Genomic DNA, 19,452 nt, shown 5'->3' with positions numbered 1-19,452 from the left:
CGTCCTAAGCCGGCCGACCGGCCGGCGGTGCGACCGGCCCGGCAGCCGGCCGGACCGCGCCCGGCGCCCCCCGGGGCAGGTGCCCCGAGTCGGCCGGACGGGCGGCCCGCCGCCTCAGGCCGTGCGTTCGGCGCCCGGCAGGAAAGGAGCCAGCCGGGTCACAGGCTGCTCGGCCGTGGAGAACAGCAGTCCGATACCGACCGCGCCGGGGTCCGGCACACCGGCGGCGCGGTCGCCGAGATAGCTGGCCCGACCCCGCCGGGCGGTGAGCCGGGCGGTGTCGGCGACACCGCCCCAGGCGGCGCGGGCGGCGCGGGAGAGCGCCTCGGCCGGGTCGGCGTCCGGCGGATAGGAGGTGAGGGCCGCGCAGGCCGGGGCCAGCGCGTCGATCAGCGTCTTGTCGCCGACCGACGCCTCGCCCACCCGCTGGATCGCCGCCAGTCCGTTGCCGACGCCCGCCGCCAGCGCGCCGAGGTTCAGCGCGTCGCCCGCGGCGGCCACCGCGGCGGCCATCTCCTGGAAGAGCAGGCCGAACAGCGGCCCGCTGGTACCGCCGACCTCGTCCAGGAAGGCCGCCGCCGCCGCGTCCAGCGGCGCGCCAGCCGTCGCGGTGCCGTCGTCGGCGCCGAGCCGGCTGAGCGTGGCCTGTAGCCCGGCCACCAGGTTCGCGCCGAAGTCGCCGTCGCCGACCTGCTGGTCCAGCGCGCTGAGCTCGGCCTCGGTCGCCGAGGCGCAGGCCGCGAACCGGCGCATCCAGGTGTCGGTGAAGCCGGGCGCGAATCCCGCGTCGGTTCGTGTGGGCATGGGCGTCTCCCGTCAGGTCCAGGCCGGGGTGCGGGCCGGGGCGTCGAAGTAGGTGAGGGTCGCCTCGTCGGCCCGCAGCAGCGTCAGCGAGAAGCCGCGCATGTCCAGCGCCGTCACGAAGTCGCCGACCAGGGTGCGTACCGTCCGCGCGCCGCGGTCGTCGAGCCGCCGGGTCACCTCGTTCAGCACCGCGTAGAGCTCCATCATGGTGATCGCGCCCAGCCCGTTGACCAGGACGACGACCTCGGTGCCCGAGCCCACCCCGAGGGAGCCGGTCAGCGTGTCCACCATGTCCTCGGCCAGTTCGCGCAGCGGCCGGCCGCCGCCGAGGGTGTGCCGGGCGCGCTCGCCGTGGATGCCGACGCCGTACTCGATGTCGCCGGCCGGCAGGTCGAAGGCGGGCAGGCCGGTGGCGGGGGCGGTGTGCGGGGCGGAGGCCACCGCGAGGCTGCGGCAGCGGGCGACCAGGTCGGTGCCGAGGGCGACCAGGTCGTTCAGGCCCAGGCCGGTGTCCGCCGCGGCGCCGAGGATCTTCTCCACCAACAGGGTCGCCCCGGTGCCGCGCCGTCCGTTGGCGACCTCCGCCGACTCCGAGGCGAGGTCGTCGTCGATCAGGACCCGGCCGCAGGGGATGTCCTCGCGGGCGAGCCGTTCCGCGGCGATACCGAAGTTGATCTTGTCGCCGGTGTAGTTCTTCACCAGGTGCAGCACGCCGTCCTCGCGGGCCACCGCCCGGGAGGCGGCGAAGATGGCCCGGTTGTGCGGCGAGGCGAAGATCCGGCCGGGACAGGCCGCGTCCAGCATGCCCGCGCCCACGTAGCCGATGTGCAGCGGTTCGTGTCCGGAGCCGCCGCCGGACACCAGTCCGACCCGGCGGGCCGGGGAGGTGTGCAGCGCGCGCACATAGCCGTCCGGCTCGTTCCAGGTCACCGTTCCGGCGTGCGCGCGGGCGAATCCGGCCAGCGCGTCGACCACCAGGTTGTCGATCGCGTTCGCGAAGTAGAGACCCATGAGCGATGCCACACCTTTCCGGAGAACGGCGGGCGGTCTCCTGTCACCTCATGCTGAGTGGTGACGGCGGGACCGGCAACTCAACGCCACGACTGGTAGCACTATGTGGTATACACACCGCGAGCCGGGATCCGAGGGGCTCCCGGCCCGCGCCCGGCGGTCACCTGACCCGGGCGTCGTCCTCGTCCTCGTCGCCGTCGTCGCCGGGAACGTGGACGTCGCGCACGTTGACGTTGACCTCCACGACCTCCAGGCCGGTCATCCGCTCCACGGCGGTCGCCACCTCGGTACGGATCTCCGCCGCCGTGTCGGCGATCTCCACGTCGTACAGGACCGCGATGTCCAGGTCGACGGCGGCCTGCTTCTCGCCGACCTCGACCTTCACCCCGCGGGTGGGGTCGGCGGAGCGGGCCACCCGGTCCCGTACCGCGCCCACCGCGCGGGAGGCGCCGGCGCCCATGGCGTGCACGCCGTCGACCTCACGGGTGGCGATGCCGGCGATCGTCGCCACCACCGAATCGGCGATGGACGTCCGGCCCGACACGTCCTTCTTCCTGCTGGTCACGGCTCCGGTCACATTCTCGGTGTTCGCCACGGGGAATCCCCTTCGCAGAAGCATTCACGACGGAATGGCTGTCGGCCCCCTCCCCTTCACTGTGGCGCCGGTCACTGCCACCCGCCACTTCACCACCATGGCGGACGGCCGGACCCCCTGGACGGCCTGCTTAGACTCCTGACGGTGGACCGTCCGGCGGACGTGACCAGCGGACAGGCCGACAGGCCGGCAAGCGGACGACGCGAGAGAAACCGAGGCATCCCGTGCCACTGCAGATCAAGGCCTTCGACGCGGAGCACCCGTCGGACCTTCTCGACCTGGAATGGCACCTGCCGCTCGAACAGTGGCCGGACGCCTCCCTGGTCGCCCTCCCCCGCGGCATCTCCCGGCACGTGGTGCGCTTCGCCCGCGCCGGGCAGGAGGTGGTGGCGATCAAGGAGGTCAGCGAGTGGGCGGCGGTACGCGAGTACGGGCTGCTGCGCGACCTGGACCGGCTGGGGATACCCGCGGTGGACCCGATCGCGGTGGTCACCGGGCGGGTCGACGCGGCCGGCGAGGCGCTGGAGCCGGCCCTGATCACCCGCCACCTCAACGGCTCGCTGCCGTACCGGTCGATGTTCGAGACGACGATGCGGCCGGGCACCGTCAACCGGCTGCTGGACGCGCTGGCCGTGCTGCTGGTCCGGCTGCACCTGATCGGTTTCGCCTGGGGCGACTGCTCGCTGTCCAACACCCTCTTCCGCCGCGACGCCGGCGCCTATGCCGCGTACCTGGTGGACGCCGAGACCGGCCAGGTGCAGCCGGGTCTGAGCGACGGCCAGCGCGACTACGACATCGAGGTGGCCCGGCTGAACATCGCCGGCGAGCTGATGGACCTGGAGGCGGGCGGCTCGCTGCACCCCTCGGTCGACCCGCTGACCTTCGCCGACGCGATCTGCGCCCGCTACGGCGACCTGTGGCACGAACTGACCAGCGAGTCCGTCTACCCGACCGGCAAGCGGCACCACATCGACCGCAGGATCCGCCGCCTCAACGACCTCGGCTTCGACGTCGCCGAGATGCAGATCCAGCACTCCCCGGGCGGCGACACCGTCGCCTTCGTCCCCAAGGTCGTCGACGCCGGCCACCACCAGCGCCAGCTGCTCCGCCTCACCGGCCTGGACACCGAGGAGAACCAGGCGCGCAGCCTGCTCAACGATTTGGAGTCCTGGATGGCCACCCAGGACGACTACGCTCCCGGCGACCCGCTCGGCGCCCGCCCCGAGGTGCTCGCCCACCGCTGGGTCCGCGAGGTCTTCCGCCCCGCCGTCCGCACCGTCCCGGCCGACCTGCGCGGCAGGATGGACCCCGCCCAGCTGTACCACGAGCTGCTCGAACACCGCTGGTACCTGTCCGAACGCGCCCAGCACGACGTGGGCCTCGAGGCGACCGTCGCCAGCTACGTCACCGACGTCCTCCCGCACGTCCCCGACCCGTCCGTCCCGGTGGCCGAGGAAGCCTGAGAGCGCGGGAAGGGCGCGGGAGGGCGCGGGAGGCGGACGGGACGCCCGCCGGCGCCCCCTGGTGCGGGGGCGGCGACGGGCGCCGTGACGCTCCAGGAGGTGCTGACCGAGGAGTGCGGGCCCACCGCCGCGGCCGCCTTCGCGTGCGCGGCGGGCTTCGCCGTCCAGCCCGCGGGCAGGTCGAGGGCGAGCCGCAGGTCCCGGACCGTGGAGTCGCCGGTGTTGGTGAAGGTCTGCCGCACCGTCCGGGCCCGCGTCGGTGGTGCCGGGGGCGGCCACCGACACGTACTGCGTGCCGACGGTCCGGCGGACCGTGACCGTACCGGCGAGCGGCGTACCGGCCGACGACTGGCCGACGTAGACCGGGTAACGGCCGTCCGGCACCGTCCAGTCGTGTGCGGCGCTGTCCCACACCCGCAGGTCGTCCGGCCCGAGGGTGAGCCGTACCGTCCGGGTCTGGCCGGGCTTCAGCCGTCTTCTCCAATAGTCCAAGAGGGCGTCGTCGGCCTGCGGGTTCAGGAGCTGAGCGCAAACGACTGGAAGTCTGCGCCCGCCCAAAGAAGGCGTCAAGGACGTGAACGGAGAACCGCTTTGTGAACGGCGGGGCTCGATACGGGCTCCGCGCGGGCCGGTTAAGGGGACGGCCGGTGCCGCCGTCCGTGCCCCCCGCTAAGGTCTGGTGCGTCAGGCACGGGGGATGGAGCCGGTGATGGACAAGAGAAGCAAGGAAAGAGGGCGTCCCGGGAGGCTGGTCGCGGGTGCCCTTCTGATGGCGGCGGCGGTGCTGGCGCTCGGCGCCGGGCGGGCCGCGGCCGAGCCGGCGGACGCCGCGCCGCAGTCCGAACGGCTGGCGGCGGCGCTGCGGTCGAACCCGGTGTACGTCACCGACCAGCTGCCCCGGCGGGTGCCGCGGTCCACCGCCCCGCGGTTCGCGGCGCTGGCCCGGCACACCGGCGTGCCCACGTATGTGCTGGTGCTGCCCGAACAGGGCAGCCGCGCCGACACCCTGCTCGGCACCGTCCACGACCGGCTGGGCCGGGACGGGCTGTACGTGCTGGTCGGACCGCTGGGTGTGGCCAACGCGCGGGCCTTCGGAGTGGCCGCCCCCGCCGAGGACGCCTTCACCATCGCGCTCTACGGGCTGCCGTACGACGCCGGACCTCTGCGGTCCTTCCAGGAGTTCACCGACGCCGTCGCCTCCGGCCCGGACAAGGCGGCGGCGCGGGCGGCGCAGCTGCGCAAACGGTACGGCGGCACGAACCGCGAGGTCGCCGACTTCTACCTGGACAGCACGGGGCGGGCCGACCAGTCCTTCCTGACCGGCCTCGTCCTGGCCGGGGTGCCGCTGACGGTGCTGCTGCTCGGCTGGTACGCGGTGCGGCGGCGGGCGCGCGCCCTGGCCGGGGCCGACGGGCCGGGCGGATGGAACGGCAAGGGCGGCAGAGCCGGCCGAGGCGGCAAAGCCGGGAAGGGCGGGAAGGACGAGGGCGAAAAGAGCGGCGGGGGCGGCGCCGGCCGCCGGTCGGGACCGGCCGGTGCGGCCGTGCTCGGCGTCACGGCGGTGCTGGCGCTCGCCATCGGCGCCGGGGCACCGCGGCTGTTCGACCAGAGCCTGGACAGCCCCGCGCCCCGGCCCACGCAGGCCGATCTGACCGCCCGGGTGGACCGGGTGGCGGCGGGCCTCGCGCGGGCCTCCGTCTACACCGACCCGGAGAGCCCGCAGCAGTTGGACGCGGCGACTCTGGCCGGGCTCGACCGCCGGATCGCCGCGTTCACCCCGGGGCCGATACGGATCGCGGTCGTCCCCCAGCTCACCGACGACGAGTCCGCGGGCGACACCGAGGCGTTCGTCACCGCGCTGCACCGCCGGCTCGGCGAGGACGGCGTGTACGTGGTCGCCGACCCGCTCGGCGGCACCATCGACGTCTACGTCTACGGGCTCCGGCTGGACGCGGGTTACGGCACCTTGCTGCCCGCCGCCATCGGCTACGACCAGACCTACCAGGCCGACGACCACCGGCTCGGCGCCCGCCTGGACCAGCTGATGACGTACCTCGTCAAGGTGCCGCGCACCACCTCCGCCGCCGAGGGCCCCGACGAGCCCGCACCGGCACTGGACGACCACCGGCTGCCGGGCCTCTACCACGGGGACTTCTGGCCGGGCCTGGTGATGGGGGCCCTCGGCGCGGCCCTGCTGCTCGCGCTCACCGCCGGAACCCGGGGCTCGGTCGCGGCGATCCGCCGCCGCCGGGCGGCCGTCCCGGGCCGGCGCGCCGCGCCGAGGGCGCCGAGCCGTCCCTCGGCCGGCTACCTCGCCCGCGCCGCCCGGCGGGAAGTGGACGCGCTGGCCGCCGGGTTCGCGGCGGCGGACCCGTCCGCCGCGACCCGGGCCCGGGTCTGGGAGTACCTGGACGCCGCGGTGCTGCTCACCGCCGACAACGCCTCCCCGGCCGACCGGACCGCGGCGATCGTCCTGGCCCGCGCCGGCCAGGCCGCCCTCGACGGCCACCCCTACAACCACTGCTGCGCCGTCAACCCGCTGCACGGCCGCGCCGAGAAGGCCCCGGCGCAGCTGCGCAAGGGCGCGGGCGCCGCCCCCGACCGCCGCCGTCTGTGCGCCGCCTGCCGCGCCACGGCCGTCCATCCCCTGACCCTGCCCGCCCGGAGCGGCCCCCGCGTCCCCTACCAGGACGCCCCGGGCCCCCTCCCGGCCGTCGGTGACGGTCTCGACCGGCTGATCGAACGCACAAGGGAGTACGCGAGTGTCCAGTGAGCACGGGGGCCGGGTCCGGGCGGAAGCCGCGCAGCACGGCCCGGAGCGGGACGCGGCGGCGGGCGGGCGCGGCGCCGGGTCCGGCCGGCGCGGCACGGCCGCCGGCACCGGCGTGGCCGCCCGCGGAGGCCCGAGCGGCGGCACCGGCGGCCCGGGTGGCGGCCGACGGCTGCGGCGCGGGGCCCTGGCGCTCGGCGCGGCCGGGGCGCTGGTACTGGGGCTGCTGCTGGGAGCCGCGCCCGCGGGGGCGGCGCCGGCCGGGCCCGGCGAGCGGGTCGCCGACGCGCTGCGTACCTCGCCGGTGTACGTGGACCCCGCCTACGCGGGCGCCGTACCGGCCGCACGGCGGCAGGAGGTGGCGGCGCGGATCGCGCGGACCGGGCTGCCGGTGAAGGTGGCGCTGGTGCCGCTGGTGAAGGGGGACGCCTTCGACGGCGACTCCTCCGTCCTGGCGAGCGTCGTGCACGACCGGCTGGGCCTGCACGACCTGATCCTGATCACCATGGACCAGTCGACCGACATGCTCGACGGCTACGAGTGGCCCGACGACCGGCACCAGGCCCGGTACGCGGTGTGGGCGGTCGGGTTCCTGGACCAGACCAGGAACGCGGGGATCGCCGACCGGGTGGACAAGGCGATCGACCTGATCGCGGCGGGCGACGGCGCCCGGGTCTACAAGGAGGCGACGGCGGACCTGGGCGGCACCGCCTCCCGGGCCGCCAAGCGCGGCGGTGGCTCCGGCGGCGGCGCGGCGCTGCCGGTCTCGCTGGGCGCCGCCGCCGCGGTGGCGGTTCTCGGCGGCCTGCTGCTGGTGAGACGGCGGCGCGAGGCGAAGCGTACGGGCCCGTACGCCTTCCCGCAGGCGGTGTTCGCGGCCGGACGGGCGGCGGACGAGGCGGGACTGCGGCGGCGGGCGGAGGCGGAGGTCATCGCGCTCGGCGAGGCGGCCGAGGCTGCGGCGCCCCGGCCGGGGCTGAGCCGGGCGCTGGACGCGTACGCGGCGGCGGGCAAGGTGCTGGACGGGGCCCGCGGGATACCCGACCTGGCGGGCGTCCTGGTGCTGGTCGCCGAGGGGCGGGACGCACTGGACGGCAACACCGGCGCCCTGCCGCTGTGCTTCTTCGACCCGCTGCACGGCCGGGCCGTCCACCGCACCGCCTGGCGGCCCCTGGGCCGCCGGGAGGCCCTGGACGTGGCCGTCTGCCGCGACTGCGAGCGGTCGCTGCGCGCCCACCGCGCCCCCGAGGTCCTGACCGACCGCACCGCGGACGGCCGCCTGGTCCCCTACTTCGAGCTCCCGGCGCGGGAGAGCGTGTGGGCGGCCACCGGGTACGGCTCGCTGATCCCGGACGAGCCCGGCCCGACCGGAACCGGCGACGACGCCGGCGGCGGCAGCCCCGACGGCCTCGCCGCCCGCGTCCTGCGCGGCGACTTCGCCCGCACCCGCCAGCCCCACCGTCCGTAGCGCCGTCCGCCGCCGCCCGCCGCACCCCCGCCGCTCCACCCGACACCGTCGGCCCACGCCACCCGCCGCTCCACCCGACACCGTCGGCCCACGCCACCCGCCGCACCACCCGGCCGTGTCGTACCGCCGCGCCACTCACAGCGCGGCCCGGCCGCGCGGCCGCACCGGTCACGACGCGGCACGACGCGGCACGACGCGGCACGCTCCCGCCCGCCCCAAGTATTGACAGGTATCTGTCAGTAAGGTTACCTGTCCATCCGGTTACCCCCACCCCCACCTTCGTTCGGACCCTCGAACATGATCGAAGAGGTGACCCATGACACGTAAACGCCTCCGCCTGGGCCTGGCCGCCCTCGGCGTCGCGGTGGCCACGCTCGCCGCCGCGGTCAGCGTCGGCGCGACCGTCTCGGACGCCGTCGCCACCAGGCCCGCGGCAGCGGCCGCGGGGCCGACCGCCGCGCAGCTGCTCGCCAAGGCCGCGAACTGTACGCCCGCCTCCAACGGCAAGTACGCCACCGACGACGGCGAGGCCGCCACCGTCCAGATCTGCAGGAACGGCTCGGCGTACACCTGGACGTCCGACATGGACATCGACTGCGACGGGATCTCCACCTCGCACTGCAACAGCTCGACCGACCCCTGGTACTACAACGAGACCTCGTTCGAGACCTCCACCGGCCAGTTCTTCACCTCCGACGTCACGCACTACTACGTGGTCCCGCTGCCCAGCAGCCGCTTCGACTACCAGTCCGCGGGCATCTCCCCGGGCAGCGTGGCCGCCGTCGTCTACAGCAACAAGGTGGTCTACGCGGTCTTCGCCGACGAGGGCCCCGACGACATCATCGGCGAGGGGTCGTACTCGCTGGCGACCGCGCTCGGCATCGACCCGGACCCGGCGACCGGCGGCACCGAGGGGCCGGTGACCTTCGTCGTCTTCCCCGGCAAGGTGCCGAGCCCGGTGGAGAACAACACCGCCATCGACGCGGCGGGTTCGGCCGCCGCCACCACGTGGGTGGGTGGCAGCAGCACCCCGCCGCCCACCACCAACCCGCCGCCCGGCGGCGGCGCCACCGGCCCGATCCGCTCCGGCTACGCGGGCAAGTGCGTGGACGTCGCGGCGGCGAGCACCGCCGACGGCGCCGCGGTGCAGCTCTACGACTGCAACGGCACCGCCGCCCAGAACTGGACCGTCGGCAGTGACGGCACCCTGAAGGCGCTGGGCAAGTGCATGGACGTCACCGCGGCCGGCACCGCCAACGGCACCAAGGTGGACCTGTACGACTGCAACGGCACCGGCTCGCAGAAGTGGCAGAAGTCCGGCAGCACCCTGGTCAACCCGCAGTCCGGCAAGTGCCTGGACGCCACCGGCCCCAGCTCCGCCAACGGCACCCGGCTGCAGATCTGGACCTGCGCCGGCGCCACCAACCAGCAGTGGACGCTGCCCTCCTGACGGCGGCCTGACGGCAGGACCCGGGGCCCGGCGGAGCGACCTCCGCCGGGCGCCGGGCCCTTCGCCGTTCCGGCGGCGGACGGACCCCGGGCCGCCGGCCGCCCCCACCGCCGCCGCGCGCCGCGGGCCCGCCGCCCCCGTAGGGAAATCCCTACAGCTCGCGGGCGCCCCTTAACGGCACCCCCCGCGCCCCGCACACTCCTGTCGCGTCTGGTCAATCGCCCTTCCCCCACCGCAGAGGATCCGATGCGCAACAGACTGCTCACCCTCATGGCCGCCGCCGGGGCCGCCGGGCTCGTGGTGACGGCCGCCGTGACCGGGGTCGCGCAGGCCCGGCCCGAAGCGGCGACCGCGGCGGCCTGCGTGCCGGCCCAGGTCGTCGGCAACGGCGGCTTCGAGGACGGCACCGCACCGTGGACCGCGTCCAGCGGGGTGATCTCCACCGCCACCGGGCAGAGCGCCCACGGCGGCACCCACTTCGCCTGGCTGGACGGCTACGGGTCCACGCACACCGACACCCTGTCGCAGTCGCTCACGCTGCCCGCCGGGTGCACCACGGCGACGCTGACCGTGTGGCTGCACATCGACACCGCCGAGACGACCACCTCCACGGCGTACGACAAGCTCACCACCAAGCTCGGCAGCTCCACGCTGGCCACGTACTCCAACCTGAACGCGACGCCCGGCTATGTGCAACGGACCTTCGACGTCTCGTCGTTCATCGGGCAGACGGCGAGTCTGGCGTTCAGCGGGGTCGAGGACTCGGGGCTGCAGACCAGCTTCGTGGTCGACGACGTGGCGCTCAACGTCTCCGGCGGCGGCCCGACCGACCCGCCGACCACTCCCCCGACCACCCCGCCGACGACGCCGCCCACCACGCCGCCGGCCGACTCGACCCGGACCCCCGCCACGCCCGCGTACACCGTCAGCCTGACCAGCGACGCGTCCGGCTTCACCTGGAACGGGCACGAGAGCGTCACCTTCACCAACGCCTCGGCGTCGCCGCTCGGGGACCTCTATCTGCGGCTGTGGGACAACTACCACGGCAGCTGCCCGACGACGCCGATCACCATCACCAATGTGACCGGCGGTACGGCGAGCGCGCTCAGCGTCGACTGCACGGCGCTGCACATCACCCTGCCCACCGCGCTGAACCAGGGGCAGAGCGGCAGCATCGGCTTCGACCTGAAGATCACCGTGCCCAGCGGCGCCGACCGGTTCGGCCACGACGGCGCGTTCGCCTTCATCGGCAACGCGCTGCCGCTGCTGGCGGTCCGCGACGGCTCGGGCTGGCACCTGGACCCGTACACCAACAACGGTGAGTCCTTCTACTCGCTGGCGTCGGACTTCGACGTGACCCTGGACCACCCGACGAGCCTGCTGGTGCCGGCCACCGGGACCTCGGTCGACACTGCCGGCACCTCGGGCCGCACGGTCACCAAGGCGACCGCCCGCAAGGTGCGCGACTTCGCCTGGGGCGCGGGCGCGTTCAGCAAGGTCTCGGGCACCTCGCCGGGCGGGGTGAAGGTCAACGTCTACGCGGTCAGCGGCATCAGCTCCGCCAACGCCCAGTCGATGCTGACCACTTCGGAGAACGCGATCGACGCGCACGCGCAGCGCTTCGGGGCGTACCCGTACAGCGAGGTGGACGCGGTGCTGGACAACAACTTCTGGTTCGGCGGCATGGAGTACCCGGGCTTCGTGCTGGACCTGGTGGACACCACGGCGCTCACCCATGAGCTCGGCCACCAGTGGTGGTACGGCATCGTGGGCGACGACGAGTACAACAGCCCCTGGCTGGACGAGGCGTTCACCGACTACTCCACCGACCTGGCGCAGGGCAAGACCGGCGCCAGCTGCTGGAACAGCGTCTCCTGGGCCTCCTCCAGCGAGAAGATCACCAACTCGATGGCGTACTGGGACGCGCACTCCTCCCGCTACTCCACCGTCGTCTACGGCTACGGCAAATGCGCGCTGCACGACCTGCGGCGGCTGATCGGCGACACCGCGATGACCACGCTGCTGCGCGACTACGCGACGGCGCACTGGTACGGCGTCTCCACCACCGCCGAGTTCAAGGCGGCGGCGCAGGCGGCGACCGGCACGGACCTGACGTCGTTCTGGAGCACGCACCGCATCGACGGCTGACCGGCGGCCGATCGGCACCCGGACCACCGCCGGTCCGGAGCGGCCCCCACCCCGCTCCGGACCGCCTTCCCCACGCGCCCCGCCCGGAACCGGCCCCAGGTCTCCGGGCGGGGCGCCCCGTGCCCGGGGCCGCCGGTGCGGCTTCCCCGGGGCTTTAGGTTCTTGACGCGCCATTGACCGACCGGCCGCCCGTTCCGACACTGGGGTCAGCTCACAGGATTGGCAGGTTCACGCCCACCGCGGGTCGGCCGGTCCGGCCGGTCCCGGGGGCCACCGGAAGGGGTCCGTGGGGTCCGTGCGAGGCAGACCGTATCCGCAGACCCGCGCCGCCGACCGCGACGCGCTGCTCACCGCGGCGGCGGACGCGCTGACCGCGGGCACGGGCGTGCTGCTCAGCGGCGAACCCGGCATCGGCCGGACCACCCTGCTCGGCCGGCTCGCCGCCGGACAGGCCGCGGCCGGGCGGCGGCTGCTGCGCTGCCAGCCCGCGCCGGAGGAGCGGCGGCTGCCGCACCTCGGCCTGATCGACCTCTTCGCCGAGGTCGGTGACGCGGTACTGGACTCCGCGCTGGCCCCCGCCGAACTGGCGGCGCTCCGGGCCGCGTTGCACCGGTCCGAGACCGGCGGCGGACCGCCGCACAAGGGCGCCGACGCCCTACTGGCGCTGCACATGGCCGTGTTGAAGACGCTCGCCGCGCTGTGCGACCGCTCCCCCGTACTGCTCGTCGTGGACGACGCCCAGTGGCTCGACCCGCCGACCGCGCACGCCCTGGCCTTCGCGCTGCGCCGGGCCCGCCGGTTGCCGCTGACCGTGCTGGCCGCCGCCAGGACGCCGCCGGGGGGTGAACCCGCCGCCGAGCGGCTGCTGCCCGGCCCGCAGCTGCGGCTCCAGGTGCCGCCGATGACCGAGCGGGAGACCACCGCGCTGCTCGCCGAATCCGAACTGCCGTCCTGGCCGCACCCGTTGCCCGCCCGGATCGCCCAGACCGCGGCCGGCAACCCGTATCTCGCGCTCGAACTGGGCCGCGCGCTCCTCGCCACCGGCCACCCGCCGGGCCGTCCCGACCCGGGCGGTCCGCTGCCGGTGCCCGCGACCGTACGGGCGCTGCTGCTGGACCGGTTGGCGCCGCTGTCCGCACGGGCCCGCCGGACCCTGCTGACCGCCGGGGCCGCCGACCGGCCGACCGTACGGCTGCTGCGGCGGGCCGGCCGCGACCACGCGGCGGCCGACCTGGCCGAGGCGGTGGCCCTGGGCGTCCTGGAGCCGCCGCGGCTCGGCCCGGTGCGGTTCTCCCAGCCGCTGATGCCACGGGTGGTGTACGAGGCGGCCGGCCCCGACGCACGCCGCCGGGCGCACACCGCGCTCGCCGAGGCGGCCGAGGACCCCGTCGAACGGGCCCACCACCTGGCCGCGTTGACGCCCGGCTGGGACGCGCGGACCGCCGCCGTACTGGCCGACGCGGCGGCCACCGCCCGGCGGCGCGGCGCCCCCGCGACCGCCGCCCGGCTCGGCCGGCTCGCCGCCGACCACACCCCGCCGGACGACCCGGCCGCCGACGCCGACCGCCGGCTGACCGCCGCCGAGGACGCGGTGGCCGCGGGCGACTACCCGCTGGCCCGCCGGATCGCGCACGAGGTGCTGGCCGGACCCGGGCGGCCCGCCGAGCGGGTCCGGGCCTGGATCGTGGTGGTGGACTCCTGCGGGCAGGCGCTCGCCGAGGTCGCCGACGTCTTCCCGCAGGCGCTGGAGGACGCCCGCGACGACCCGGAGCTGCTGGCCCGGCTGCACTACCGGATGAGCTGGCGGGCCTGGCTGGTGGCGGGTTCGGCGGCCACCGCCCACACGCACGCGCAGCGTTCCGCGGTGCTGGCCCGGCAGGCCGGCGACCGGCGCACCGAACTGCTCGCGCTCACCCAGCAGTCGGCGCTGGAGTTCTACCTCGGTGAGGCCGCCGCCGAGCAGACCCTGGCGCTGGCGCTGGCCGCGCCGCAGGATCCGCGGGTGCTGTTCGACCACAACGGCCCGGTGTTCCTCAAGCACCGCCGGCACCTGCTGCACGACCGGCTGGACGACGCCCGCACCGAGCTGCGGGCGCTCATCTACACGGTGCGGCACCGGGGTTCGGCCGAGAGCCTGTGCCAGTGCCTGTCCGGGCTGGCCCAGGTGGAGATCCTGCGGGGCAGCTGCGAGCGGGCGCTGGACCTGGCGCACCAGAGCCTGCGGGTCACCGAGCAGGCCGGGCTGAGCCAGGGGCCGGCCTGGTACGCGGTCGCGCTCGCGGAGGCGGCCGGCGGCAGCCCGGACCGGGCGCTGGCCGCCGCCGAGCGGGCCAGGCGGCACAGCGAGGACGACGACGACCAGCTGTTCCTGCCGCGGGCGCTGCACGCCGAGGGCCAGATCCGGCTGCTGCGCGGCGAGACCGCGGCGGCCCTGCACGCCCTCCAGCGCACCCGGCTGCTGGAACTCGGCCAGGGCCAGGGCGATCCGGCGGTACGCCGCTGGCAGGCCGACCTCGCGGAGGCGCTGGTGGCGGCGGGCTGCGCGGACGAGGCGGCGGCGCTGCTCGCCGAGACCCGGGCCCAGGCGGTACGGCTCGGACGGCGCGGCATCCTGCCGGTCCTGGACCGGTCCGCGGCCCTGGTCACCGAGGCCCGCGGCGACCCGGCGGCGGCGGTGACCCGGCTGGAGCGGGCGGCGGCCGAGGCGGCGGCGCTCCCGTACCGGCTGGAGGAGGCCCGCACCCGGCTCACCCTCGGCCGGGTGCACGCCCGGCGCGGCGACCCGCGGGCCGCCCGTACCGCGCTGGCCGAGGCCGCGCGGCTGTTCACCCGGGCCGGCGCCCGCCCCTGGCTGGCCCTGACCACCGCGGAACTCGACGGTCTCGACGCTCCCGCGGCGCCGCCCGCGCCCGGCCTGACCGCGCTGACGCCGACCGAGCGCCGGGTCGCGCTGCTCGTCGCGCAGGGCGCCACCAACCGGGAGACGGCGACCATCCTCACCGTCAGCGTCAAGACCGTCGAGGCCGCGCTGACCCGCGCCTACCGCAAACTCGGCGTGCGCTCGCGGGTGTCCCTGTCGCGGGCGCTGCTGGCGCCGGGCGCGGACTGACCGCCCGGCGCCGGAACGCGCCCCGGCCCCGCAGCCGGGGGGTGGCTGCGGGGCGGGGCTGTTCGCGGGACCCGCGGGCGCGGTTTCCGGGTCCGGGGAGTGCGGGGACCGGCGGGTCGGTGGGGTGGCGGATGCGGCGGGTGGGGTCGCTCGGCGGGTCAGTGGCCGAACAGGTGCCGGGCGTGGCGGCGGGGCGTCTTGCCGGTGTGGACGGCGCCGGCCTCGTCCAGGTCGCGGTTGGCCGCGAGGTCTTGTTGGCGGGCGGGGCGGTCGGTGTCACCGGTGGCCGGACGGTCCGGCCCGGTGGCGGCCAGGGTGTCGGCGTTCTCCAGCCGGGCGGCGAGCTCGTCCCGCTCCCGGGCCGCGTCCCGCGCGTCCCTGCGGGCCGCGTGCAGCTTGCGGGCCTTGCGGCGGCGCAGCGACAGCCCGGCCATGGCCATGATGACGCCCAGGCCGAAGATCAGTGCCAGGGCCAGCCCCGCGCAGAATATGGCGAGGGAGTCCATGGTGGCGATGTGGTGCCCGAACACCGTGACGTCGTAGTCGGGGCCGCCGTTCAGGTTGTCGGCCAGGGCGAACCCGGTGAACGCGGCCGTACAGACGAGCAGCAGCAGTCCCAGGATCAGCATTGCGGTCACCTCCGATAGTGCGCTGTGCCGGTCGGCTACCCCCGGGTCGCCGCCGCACGCCACCGGATCCGCGCCCCCGCGGCCGAACTCCCGCCGCGGGCCCGCCCGCGGGGCCGCCCGGCGCTCCCGCCGGATCCGCGCCCGCCCGGCTCAGCCCAGCCGCAGGGCCGCCTCGCCGCCCGTACAGCGTCCGCCCGCTCCCGGCGAGGACCGCGTGCACGATGGTGACCTGGTGGATCAGCGAGCCGCCGAGCCCGCGGGCGTACGCCTCCCGCTGCGCCGGGCCGGCCGCCGCGCCCAGCCCGGAGCGCGCCTCCCGGGCGGGCGGCGGCTGCGGGCCGAAGGGCGGCGGGTCGACGGCATCAGGTGCGCCACCTGGTGCGGTGCGTTGGGGTCGTGGATGTCGACCACCAGGCGCAGCGCCCGGTCCGCGTGCTCGCGGCCCGTTCGACGAACCGGGCGACCACCGGGTCGTGCCGCTTCATGTAGCCCGCGGCGACCGGGAGGCCGGTCCTGCGCTCGGCGGCGGCCAGTTCGCCGGTCTCCGCCGGGTCCAGGCTCACCGGCTTCTCGCACAGCACCGGCAGCCTCGCCTCCAGACAGGACAGCACCACCTCGCGGTGGGTCCACCCACGGGTGCAGACCGGCGCGGCACGGGCGCCGGACCGTACCGCCTCCCGCGGTGTCGCGCACACGGCGACGCCGGGGAAGCCGGCGGCCGGCGGCGCCCCGGCCCGTGCCGGGTCGCTCTCCACGACCGCCGCGAGCCGCAGCGCGTGCGGCAGGTCGCGGATCTCGCGCAGGTGGGCGGCGTAGGCGACCTTGCCCGCGCCGACCAGCGCCACGGGGACGGGGGCGGCCGTCCCGGCCGGAAGATCCATGGGCCCTTCTTTCGCCTTCGGGGGGCGCGTGCCGTGGCCCGGGGTTGAAGATCTACCATCCCGCCGTGCGGGCGGTGCGCGGGCCCCGGTGTGGAATTGGGCTTCCGAAAGCGGCCGGAAAGCGGCCGGAGACCGAACGGGAAGCCGTCCGCGGCTCGCTCCCCCGGGGGATGCGTGAGCTTACCCACTGGCACGCGGCGGATCAGTTGCTAGAGTCGCATCGGGTGCCGCGCCACATCACGACTGGGCCACGTAGCGGGGCACGCGGTGACGAAAGGGGGAAGCCGTGGCCATTTCTGCTCGGAACGGCGGGGGGGACGCCGGGGAGATCGGTCTCGCCCTTTATCAGGCATTGCGCAGCCACGGTTCCTCCGTTCCCGCCAAGACCACGGCCGCGGTCGGGCTGACCGAGGCGGAGGCGGCGGCGGGTTGGGCGGAGCTGTGGGAGCTGGGGCTGATACGTGCCGGCCGGCTGCCCGAGGAGGTCGACCCGATCGAGCCCGACACCGCGCTGCTGGGCCTGCTGGCCAGGCAGCGGGAGTCGCTGCGCGCCCAGCGCGAGGACCTGTCGGACATGCTGCGGGCCGCCGAGTCGCTCATGGAGCGGTACCGGCCGTCGCTGCTGCGGGAATCCTCGGAAATCGAGGTGGAGTTGGTGACGAGCGACAACCAGAAACGCCAGCTGCTCGCCGATTTCAATGCCTCGATCACCGTGTCGACCGGTTCCATGCATCCGGGACCGCTGCCGCCGTCGGAAGTCCTGATGCATTCCGTCAAAGCCGACAGCGAACTCGTGGAGCGCGGAATCAAGGTGCGCGCGATTTATCCGCAGAGCGTGGATTCCGCGCCGCGCCAGCGGAAATACCTGGGCCAGCTTTCCGCAACCGGAGTCGAAGTGCGCCTCGCCGCACAGGTGCCGTTCGACCTGCTGATCGGAGATTCCCACACGGCGCTTCTGACGGCCAATCCGGAAAATCCGTCCGAGGGCGCGATCGTGGTCCGCGGCACCAGCCTGGTCCGGTCCTACATCGCGCTGTACGAGGACTGCTGGCTGCGGTCGGTGCCGTACTCCGCCCAGGCGGTCGGCGGCTTCGACCCGGACGGCGAACTGACCGATCAGCACAGAACGACGATGCGACTTCTGGCCAATGGGCTGACAGACGAGCGGATCGCGCGCAAACTAGGCGTGTCACTGCGCACTGTGAGTCGCCTGGTGTCTGAGATTATGAGGTACCTCCAGGCGGACAGTCGTTTTCAGGCCGGAGTGCTGGCCGCGACCCACGGGCTGATTTGACCTGCGCATTTGCGCCATTGCGTACATACGCACCAGTGGAACCTGGTCGTCAGCGGCCAGATCTTGCCATTCTGAATCTGAGTACGACCATCATCTTTTGAGGCACCCCCCGAGCCTCCGAACCGAAGGACCACGATGTCGCGTTCCCGGCGCAAGACTGAGATCGCTGCCGTCGCAGCCTTGGTCCTTGTTCTGTCGTCGGCCGGCGTCACCGCCGCCGTGGCCAAGGACGAACCGGCTCCACCGCCCACCCCGACCGGCGACGTGAACCCGGACCCCGACAACTGGCTGCCCAACTCGCCGCCGAACATCGCCCCCGACACCAAGCCGAGCGTGAAGCCGGACAACTGGCTGCCGGGCGCGACCCCCGCGAATTGGCTGCCCGGAATCGCCGCCGCCCCGGCGCCCGTTCCGACCCCGGAACCGGAACCGGCGTCCGTGCAGCCGGCGAATTGGCTGCCCGGATTCGCGGCTTTCAGGCCCCCCGCCGAGTCGGCCGACGTAGAGGTTTGAACGCCGTAACCCCCGGTACTTCGCCGTACGGCCCGCGATGGTTCGCGGGCCGTACGGCGTTTCCCGCATTGTGTGGGGGGATCCGGGAAACCCGTGGGGAGAGTGCGGTGCGGGGTGTCAGGCGCTGAGGGGCAGCTGGCGGTCGCCGGACTCGGACGACCGGGCGATCTGCACAGCGCGCTGCAGCAGCGCGTCGATCTCCGTGGCCGCGTCGTCGGCGGCCGGATGTACGGCCAGCCAGCCGAGGTGGCGGCGAAGGAAGGCAGCGAGGGCCGGCACCGTCCGTAGGGGGAGACGGACGGTGCGGCCCTCGACAAGCAGATCGGCCCAGGAGGCAAGGGTGCCTCGAATAGCGGCGCGCGCCTCGACAGCCGGCCCGTTCAGGGGGATGCCGGGCCGGGCAGTGCCGGTCACTCGGTCGCCGGAGTTCGGCGCCGGTACGAGCGCAACCTCCAACTCGCCGTATACCCGGGGAAGCAAGGCGAGTTGCCGATCCAACCGCTCCTGGCAAGGAACGCACAGGGCAGGGTCCGTGTCGACACAGAGGTGTCCGTTACGGAACTCGTTCTCCTGCACTGCCGCTGTCCCTTCCTCGCTTCGGGGCGGTAGGTAAAGCCAACAGGATGGGGGTGATCCGGACAATGGTCACCGACCGGCCTGATTCTGCCATGGCGCGTTCGCGCATCTAAGGCGTCCGGCGGTGCCCCGGATCCCCTGTCCCACCGGCCTCACCGGGGGTCGGCGGGGTCAGCGGGGCAGTTGCGCCTCGATCGCCGCGGTGACCTCCGGCGCCTCCGGCTCGGTCCGCGGCCGGAACCGGCCGACGACCTCTCCGTCGGCGCTGACCAGGAACTTCTCGAAGTTCCAGGTGATGTCGCCGGCCTCGCCCGCGCCGTCGGCGGCCTGGGTCAGCTCACTGTAGAGCGGGTGCCGGCTGTCGCCGTTCACCTCGATCTTCTCCAGCAGCGGGAAGGTGACGCCGTAGGTGGTGGAGCAGAAGGTCTGGATCTCCTCCGCGGTGCCGGGCTCCTGGCCGGCGAACTGGTTGCAGGGGACGCCCAGTACGGTGAAGCCGCGGTCGGCGTAGCGCTGCTGGAGCCGCTCCAGGCCCTCGTACTGCGGGGTGAGGCCGCACTTGGAGGCCACGTTCACCACCAGCAGCGCCTTGCCGCGGTGGTCGCCCAGGGTGGTGGGTGTGCCGTCGATGGTGTGCAGCGGGATGTCGTACAGCGTGCTCATGGTCATCTCTCCTGATAGCTGTAAGCCGATACCCCACGCCTGACGCGGCGGAGGGGTCGCCCGAAGGGGCGGTGGTAC

The 19,452-nt window shown here is 74.6% G+C and carries 16 protein-coding genes and 1 pseudogene; 8 read left to right on the top strand and 9 right to left on the bottom strand.

The features are described from left to right. Window positions 1-114: 114 nt before the first annotated feature. The 3 genes from dhaL to RLT57_RS22150 all read right to left on the bottom strand — a co-directional run bounded on the left by dhaL (window position 115) and on the right by RLT57_RS22150 (window position 2,410). Window positions 115-804 carry a dihydroxyacetone kinase subunit DhaL gene (dhaL, locus tag RLT57_RS22160; RefSeq protein WP_311299032.1) on the bottom strand — a complete coding sequence of 230 codons (690 nt, stop codon included), beginning with the start codon at window positions 802-804 and terminating at the stop codon, window positions 115-117. 12 nt (window positions 805-816) lie between these two features. Continuing rightward, on the bottom strand, window positions 817-1,815 hold the full coding sequence (locus tag RLT57_RS22155; RefSeq protein ID WP_311299031.1) for a dihydroxyacetone kinase subunit DhaK: 999 nt from the start codon (window positions 1,813-1,815) through the stop codon (window positions 817-819). 160 nt (window positions 1,816-1,975) lie between these two features. After that, entirely contained in the window at window positions 1,976-2,410 is a 435-nt protein-coding gene (locus tag RLT57_RS22150; RefSeq protein ID WP_311299030.1) for an Asp23/Gls24 family envelope stress response protein, read from the bottom strand. Between the two features lie 224 nt (window positions 2,411-2,634). On the opposite strand from RLT57_RS22150, the gene RLT57_RS22145 reads away from it, so the two are divergent. Then, window positions 2,635-3,873, top strand: coding sequence for a DUF4032 domain-containing protein (locus RLT57_RS22145; RefSeq protein ID WP_311299029.1), 1,239 nt, complete (start codon window positions 2,635-2,637; stop codon window positions 3,871-3,873). Here the strand turns inward: RLT57_RS22145 and RLT57_RS33425 are convergent. Further along, the gene (locus tag RLT57_RS33425) at window positions 3,810-4,115 is read right to left on the bottom strand and encodes an NEW3 domain-containing protein (protein WP_399129147.1); all 306 of its coding nucleotides are present in this window, start codon (window positions 4,113-4,115) and stop codon (window positions 3,810-3,812) included. The genes RLT57_RS22145 and RLT57_RS33425 overlap by 64 nt on opposite strands. Before the next feature lie 112 nt (window positions 4,116-4,227). Next, a pseudogene (locus RLT57_RS33420) lies at window positions 4,228-4,365 on the bottom strand (fibronectin type III-like domain-contianing protein); the annotation flags it as partial. A 217-nt stretch (window positions 4,366-4,582) separates the two neighbouring features. Between RLT57_RS33420 and RLT57_RS22140 the strand changes: the two are divergent. From RLT57_RS22140 to RLT57_RS22120, 5 genes are all read left to right on the top strand, one after another. After that, window positions 4,583-6,646 carry a hypothetical protein gene (locus RLT57_RS22140; protein ID WP_311299028.1) on the top strand — a complete coding sequence of 688 codons (2,064 nt, stop codon included), beginning with the start codon at window positions 4,583-4,585 and terminating at the stop codon, window positions 6,644-6,646. Between the two features lie 169 nt (window positions 6,647-6,815). After that, the gene (locus tag RLT57_RS22135; protein ID WP_399129903.1) at window positions 6,816-8,111 is read left to right on the top strand and encodes a hypothetical protein; all 1,296 of its coding nucleotides are present in this window, start codon (window positions 6,816-6,818) and stop codon (window positions 8,109-8,111) included. Window positions 8,112-8,427: 316 nt separating this feature from the next. Further along, window positions 8,428-9,561 (top strand): ricin-type beta-trefoil lectin domain protein, encoded by a 1,134-nt coding sequence (locus RLT57_RS22130; protein ID WP_311299027.1) that lies wholly within the window; start codon window positions 8,428-8,430, stop codon window positions 9,559-9,561. A gap of 246 nt (window positions 9,562-9,807) precedes the next feature. Next, the gene (locus RLT57_RS22125; RefSeq protein ID WP_399129145.1) at window positions 9,808-11,709 is read left to right on the top strand and encodes a M1 family metallopeptidase; all 1,902 of its coding nucleotides are present in this window, start codon (window positions 9,808-9,810) and stop codon (window positions 11,707-11,709) included. A 295-nt stretch (window positions 11,710-12,004) separates the two neighbouring features. Further along, window positions 12,005-14,818 carry an AAA family ATPase gene (locus RLT57_RS22120; RefSeq protein ID WP_311299026.1) on the top strand — a complete coding sequence of 938 codons (2,814 nt, stop codon included), beginning with the start codon at window positions 12,005-12,007 and terminating at the stop codon, window positions 14,816-14,818. 158 nt (window positions 14,819-14,976) lie between these two features. On the opposite strand, the gene RLT57_RS22115 is transcribed toward RLT57_RS22120, so the two are convergent. Both RLT57_RS22115 and RLT57_RS22110 read right to left on the bottom strand, forming a co-directional pair. Continuing rightward, the gene (locus RLT57_RS22115) at window positions 14,977-15,447 is read right to left on the bottom strand and encodes a hypothetical protein (RefSeq protein ID WP_311299025.1); all 471 of its coding nucleotides are present in this window, start codon (window positions 15,445-15,447) and stop codon (window positions 14,977-14,979) included. 362 nt (window positions 15,448-15,809) lie between these two features. Continuing rightward, the gene (locus RLT57_RS22110) at window positions 15,810-16,328 is read right to left on the bottom strand and encodes a Gfo/Idh/MocA family protein (protein ID WP_311299024.1); all 519 of its coding nucleotides are present in this window, start codon (window positions 16,326-16,328) and stop codon (window positions 15,810-15,812) included. Window positions 16,329-16,614: 286 nt separating this feature from the next. On the opposite strand from RLT57_RS22110, the gene RLT57_RS22105 reads away from it, so the two are divergent. Then, window positions 16,615-17,622, top strand: coding sequence for a helix-turn-helix transcriptional regulator (locus RLT57_RS22105; protein WP_311299023.1), 1,008 nt, complete (start codon window positions 16,615-16,617; stop codon window positions 17,620-17,622). Between the two features lie 180 nt (window positions 17,623-17,802). Then, complete coding sequence (locus RLT57_RS22100) at window positions 17,803-18,135, top strand: hypothetical protein (protein WP_311299022.1); 333 nt, start codon at window positions 17,803-17,805, stop codon at window positions 18,133-18,135. Window positions 18,136-18,252: 117 nt separating this feature from the next. Here the strand turns inward: RLT57_RS22100 and RLT57_RS22095 are convergent, their stop codons facing one another. Both RLT57_RS22095 and RLT57_RS22090 read right to left on the bottom strand, forming a co-directional pair. Next, complete coding sequence (locus RLT57_RS22095) at window positions 18,253-18,549, bottom strand: hypothetical protein (protein WP_311299021.1); 297 nt, start codon at window positions 18,547-18,549, stop codon at window positions 18,253-18,255. Window positions 18,550-18,882: 333 nt separating this feature from the next. Continuing rightward, entirely contained in the window at window positions 18,883-19,374 is a 492-nt protein-coding gene (locus RLT57_RS22090; protein WP_311299020.1) for a glutathione peroxidase, read from the bottom strand. Between the last annotated feature and the right edge of the window lie 78 nt (window positions 19,375-19,452).

Source organism: Streptomyces sp. ITFR-21 (assembly GCF_031844685.1).
Lineage (GTDB): Bacteria > Actinomycetota > Actinomycetes > Streptomycetales > Streptomycetaceae > Actinacidiphila.
The sequence above is the reverse complement of the archived record's forward strand: the minus strand, read 5'-3'. Positions and strand labels throughout refer to the sequence as shown.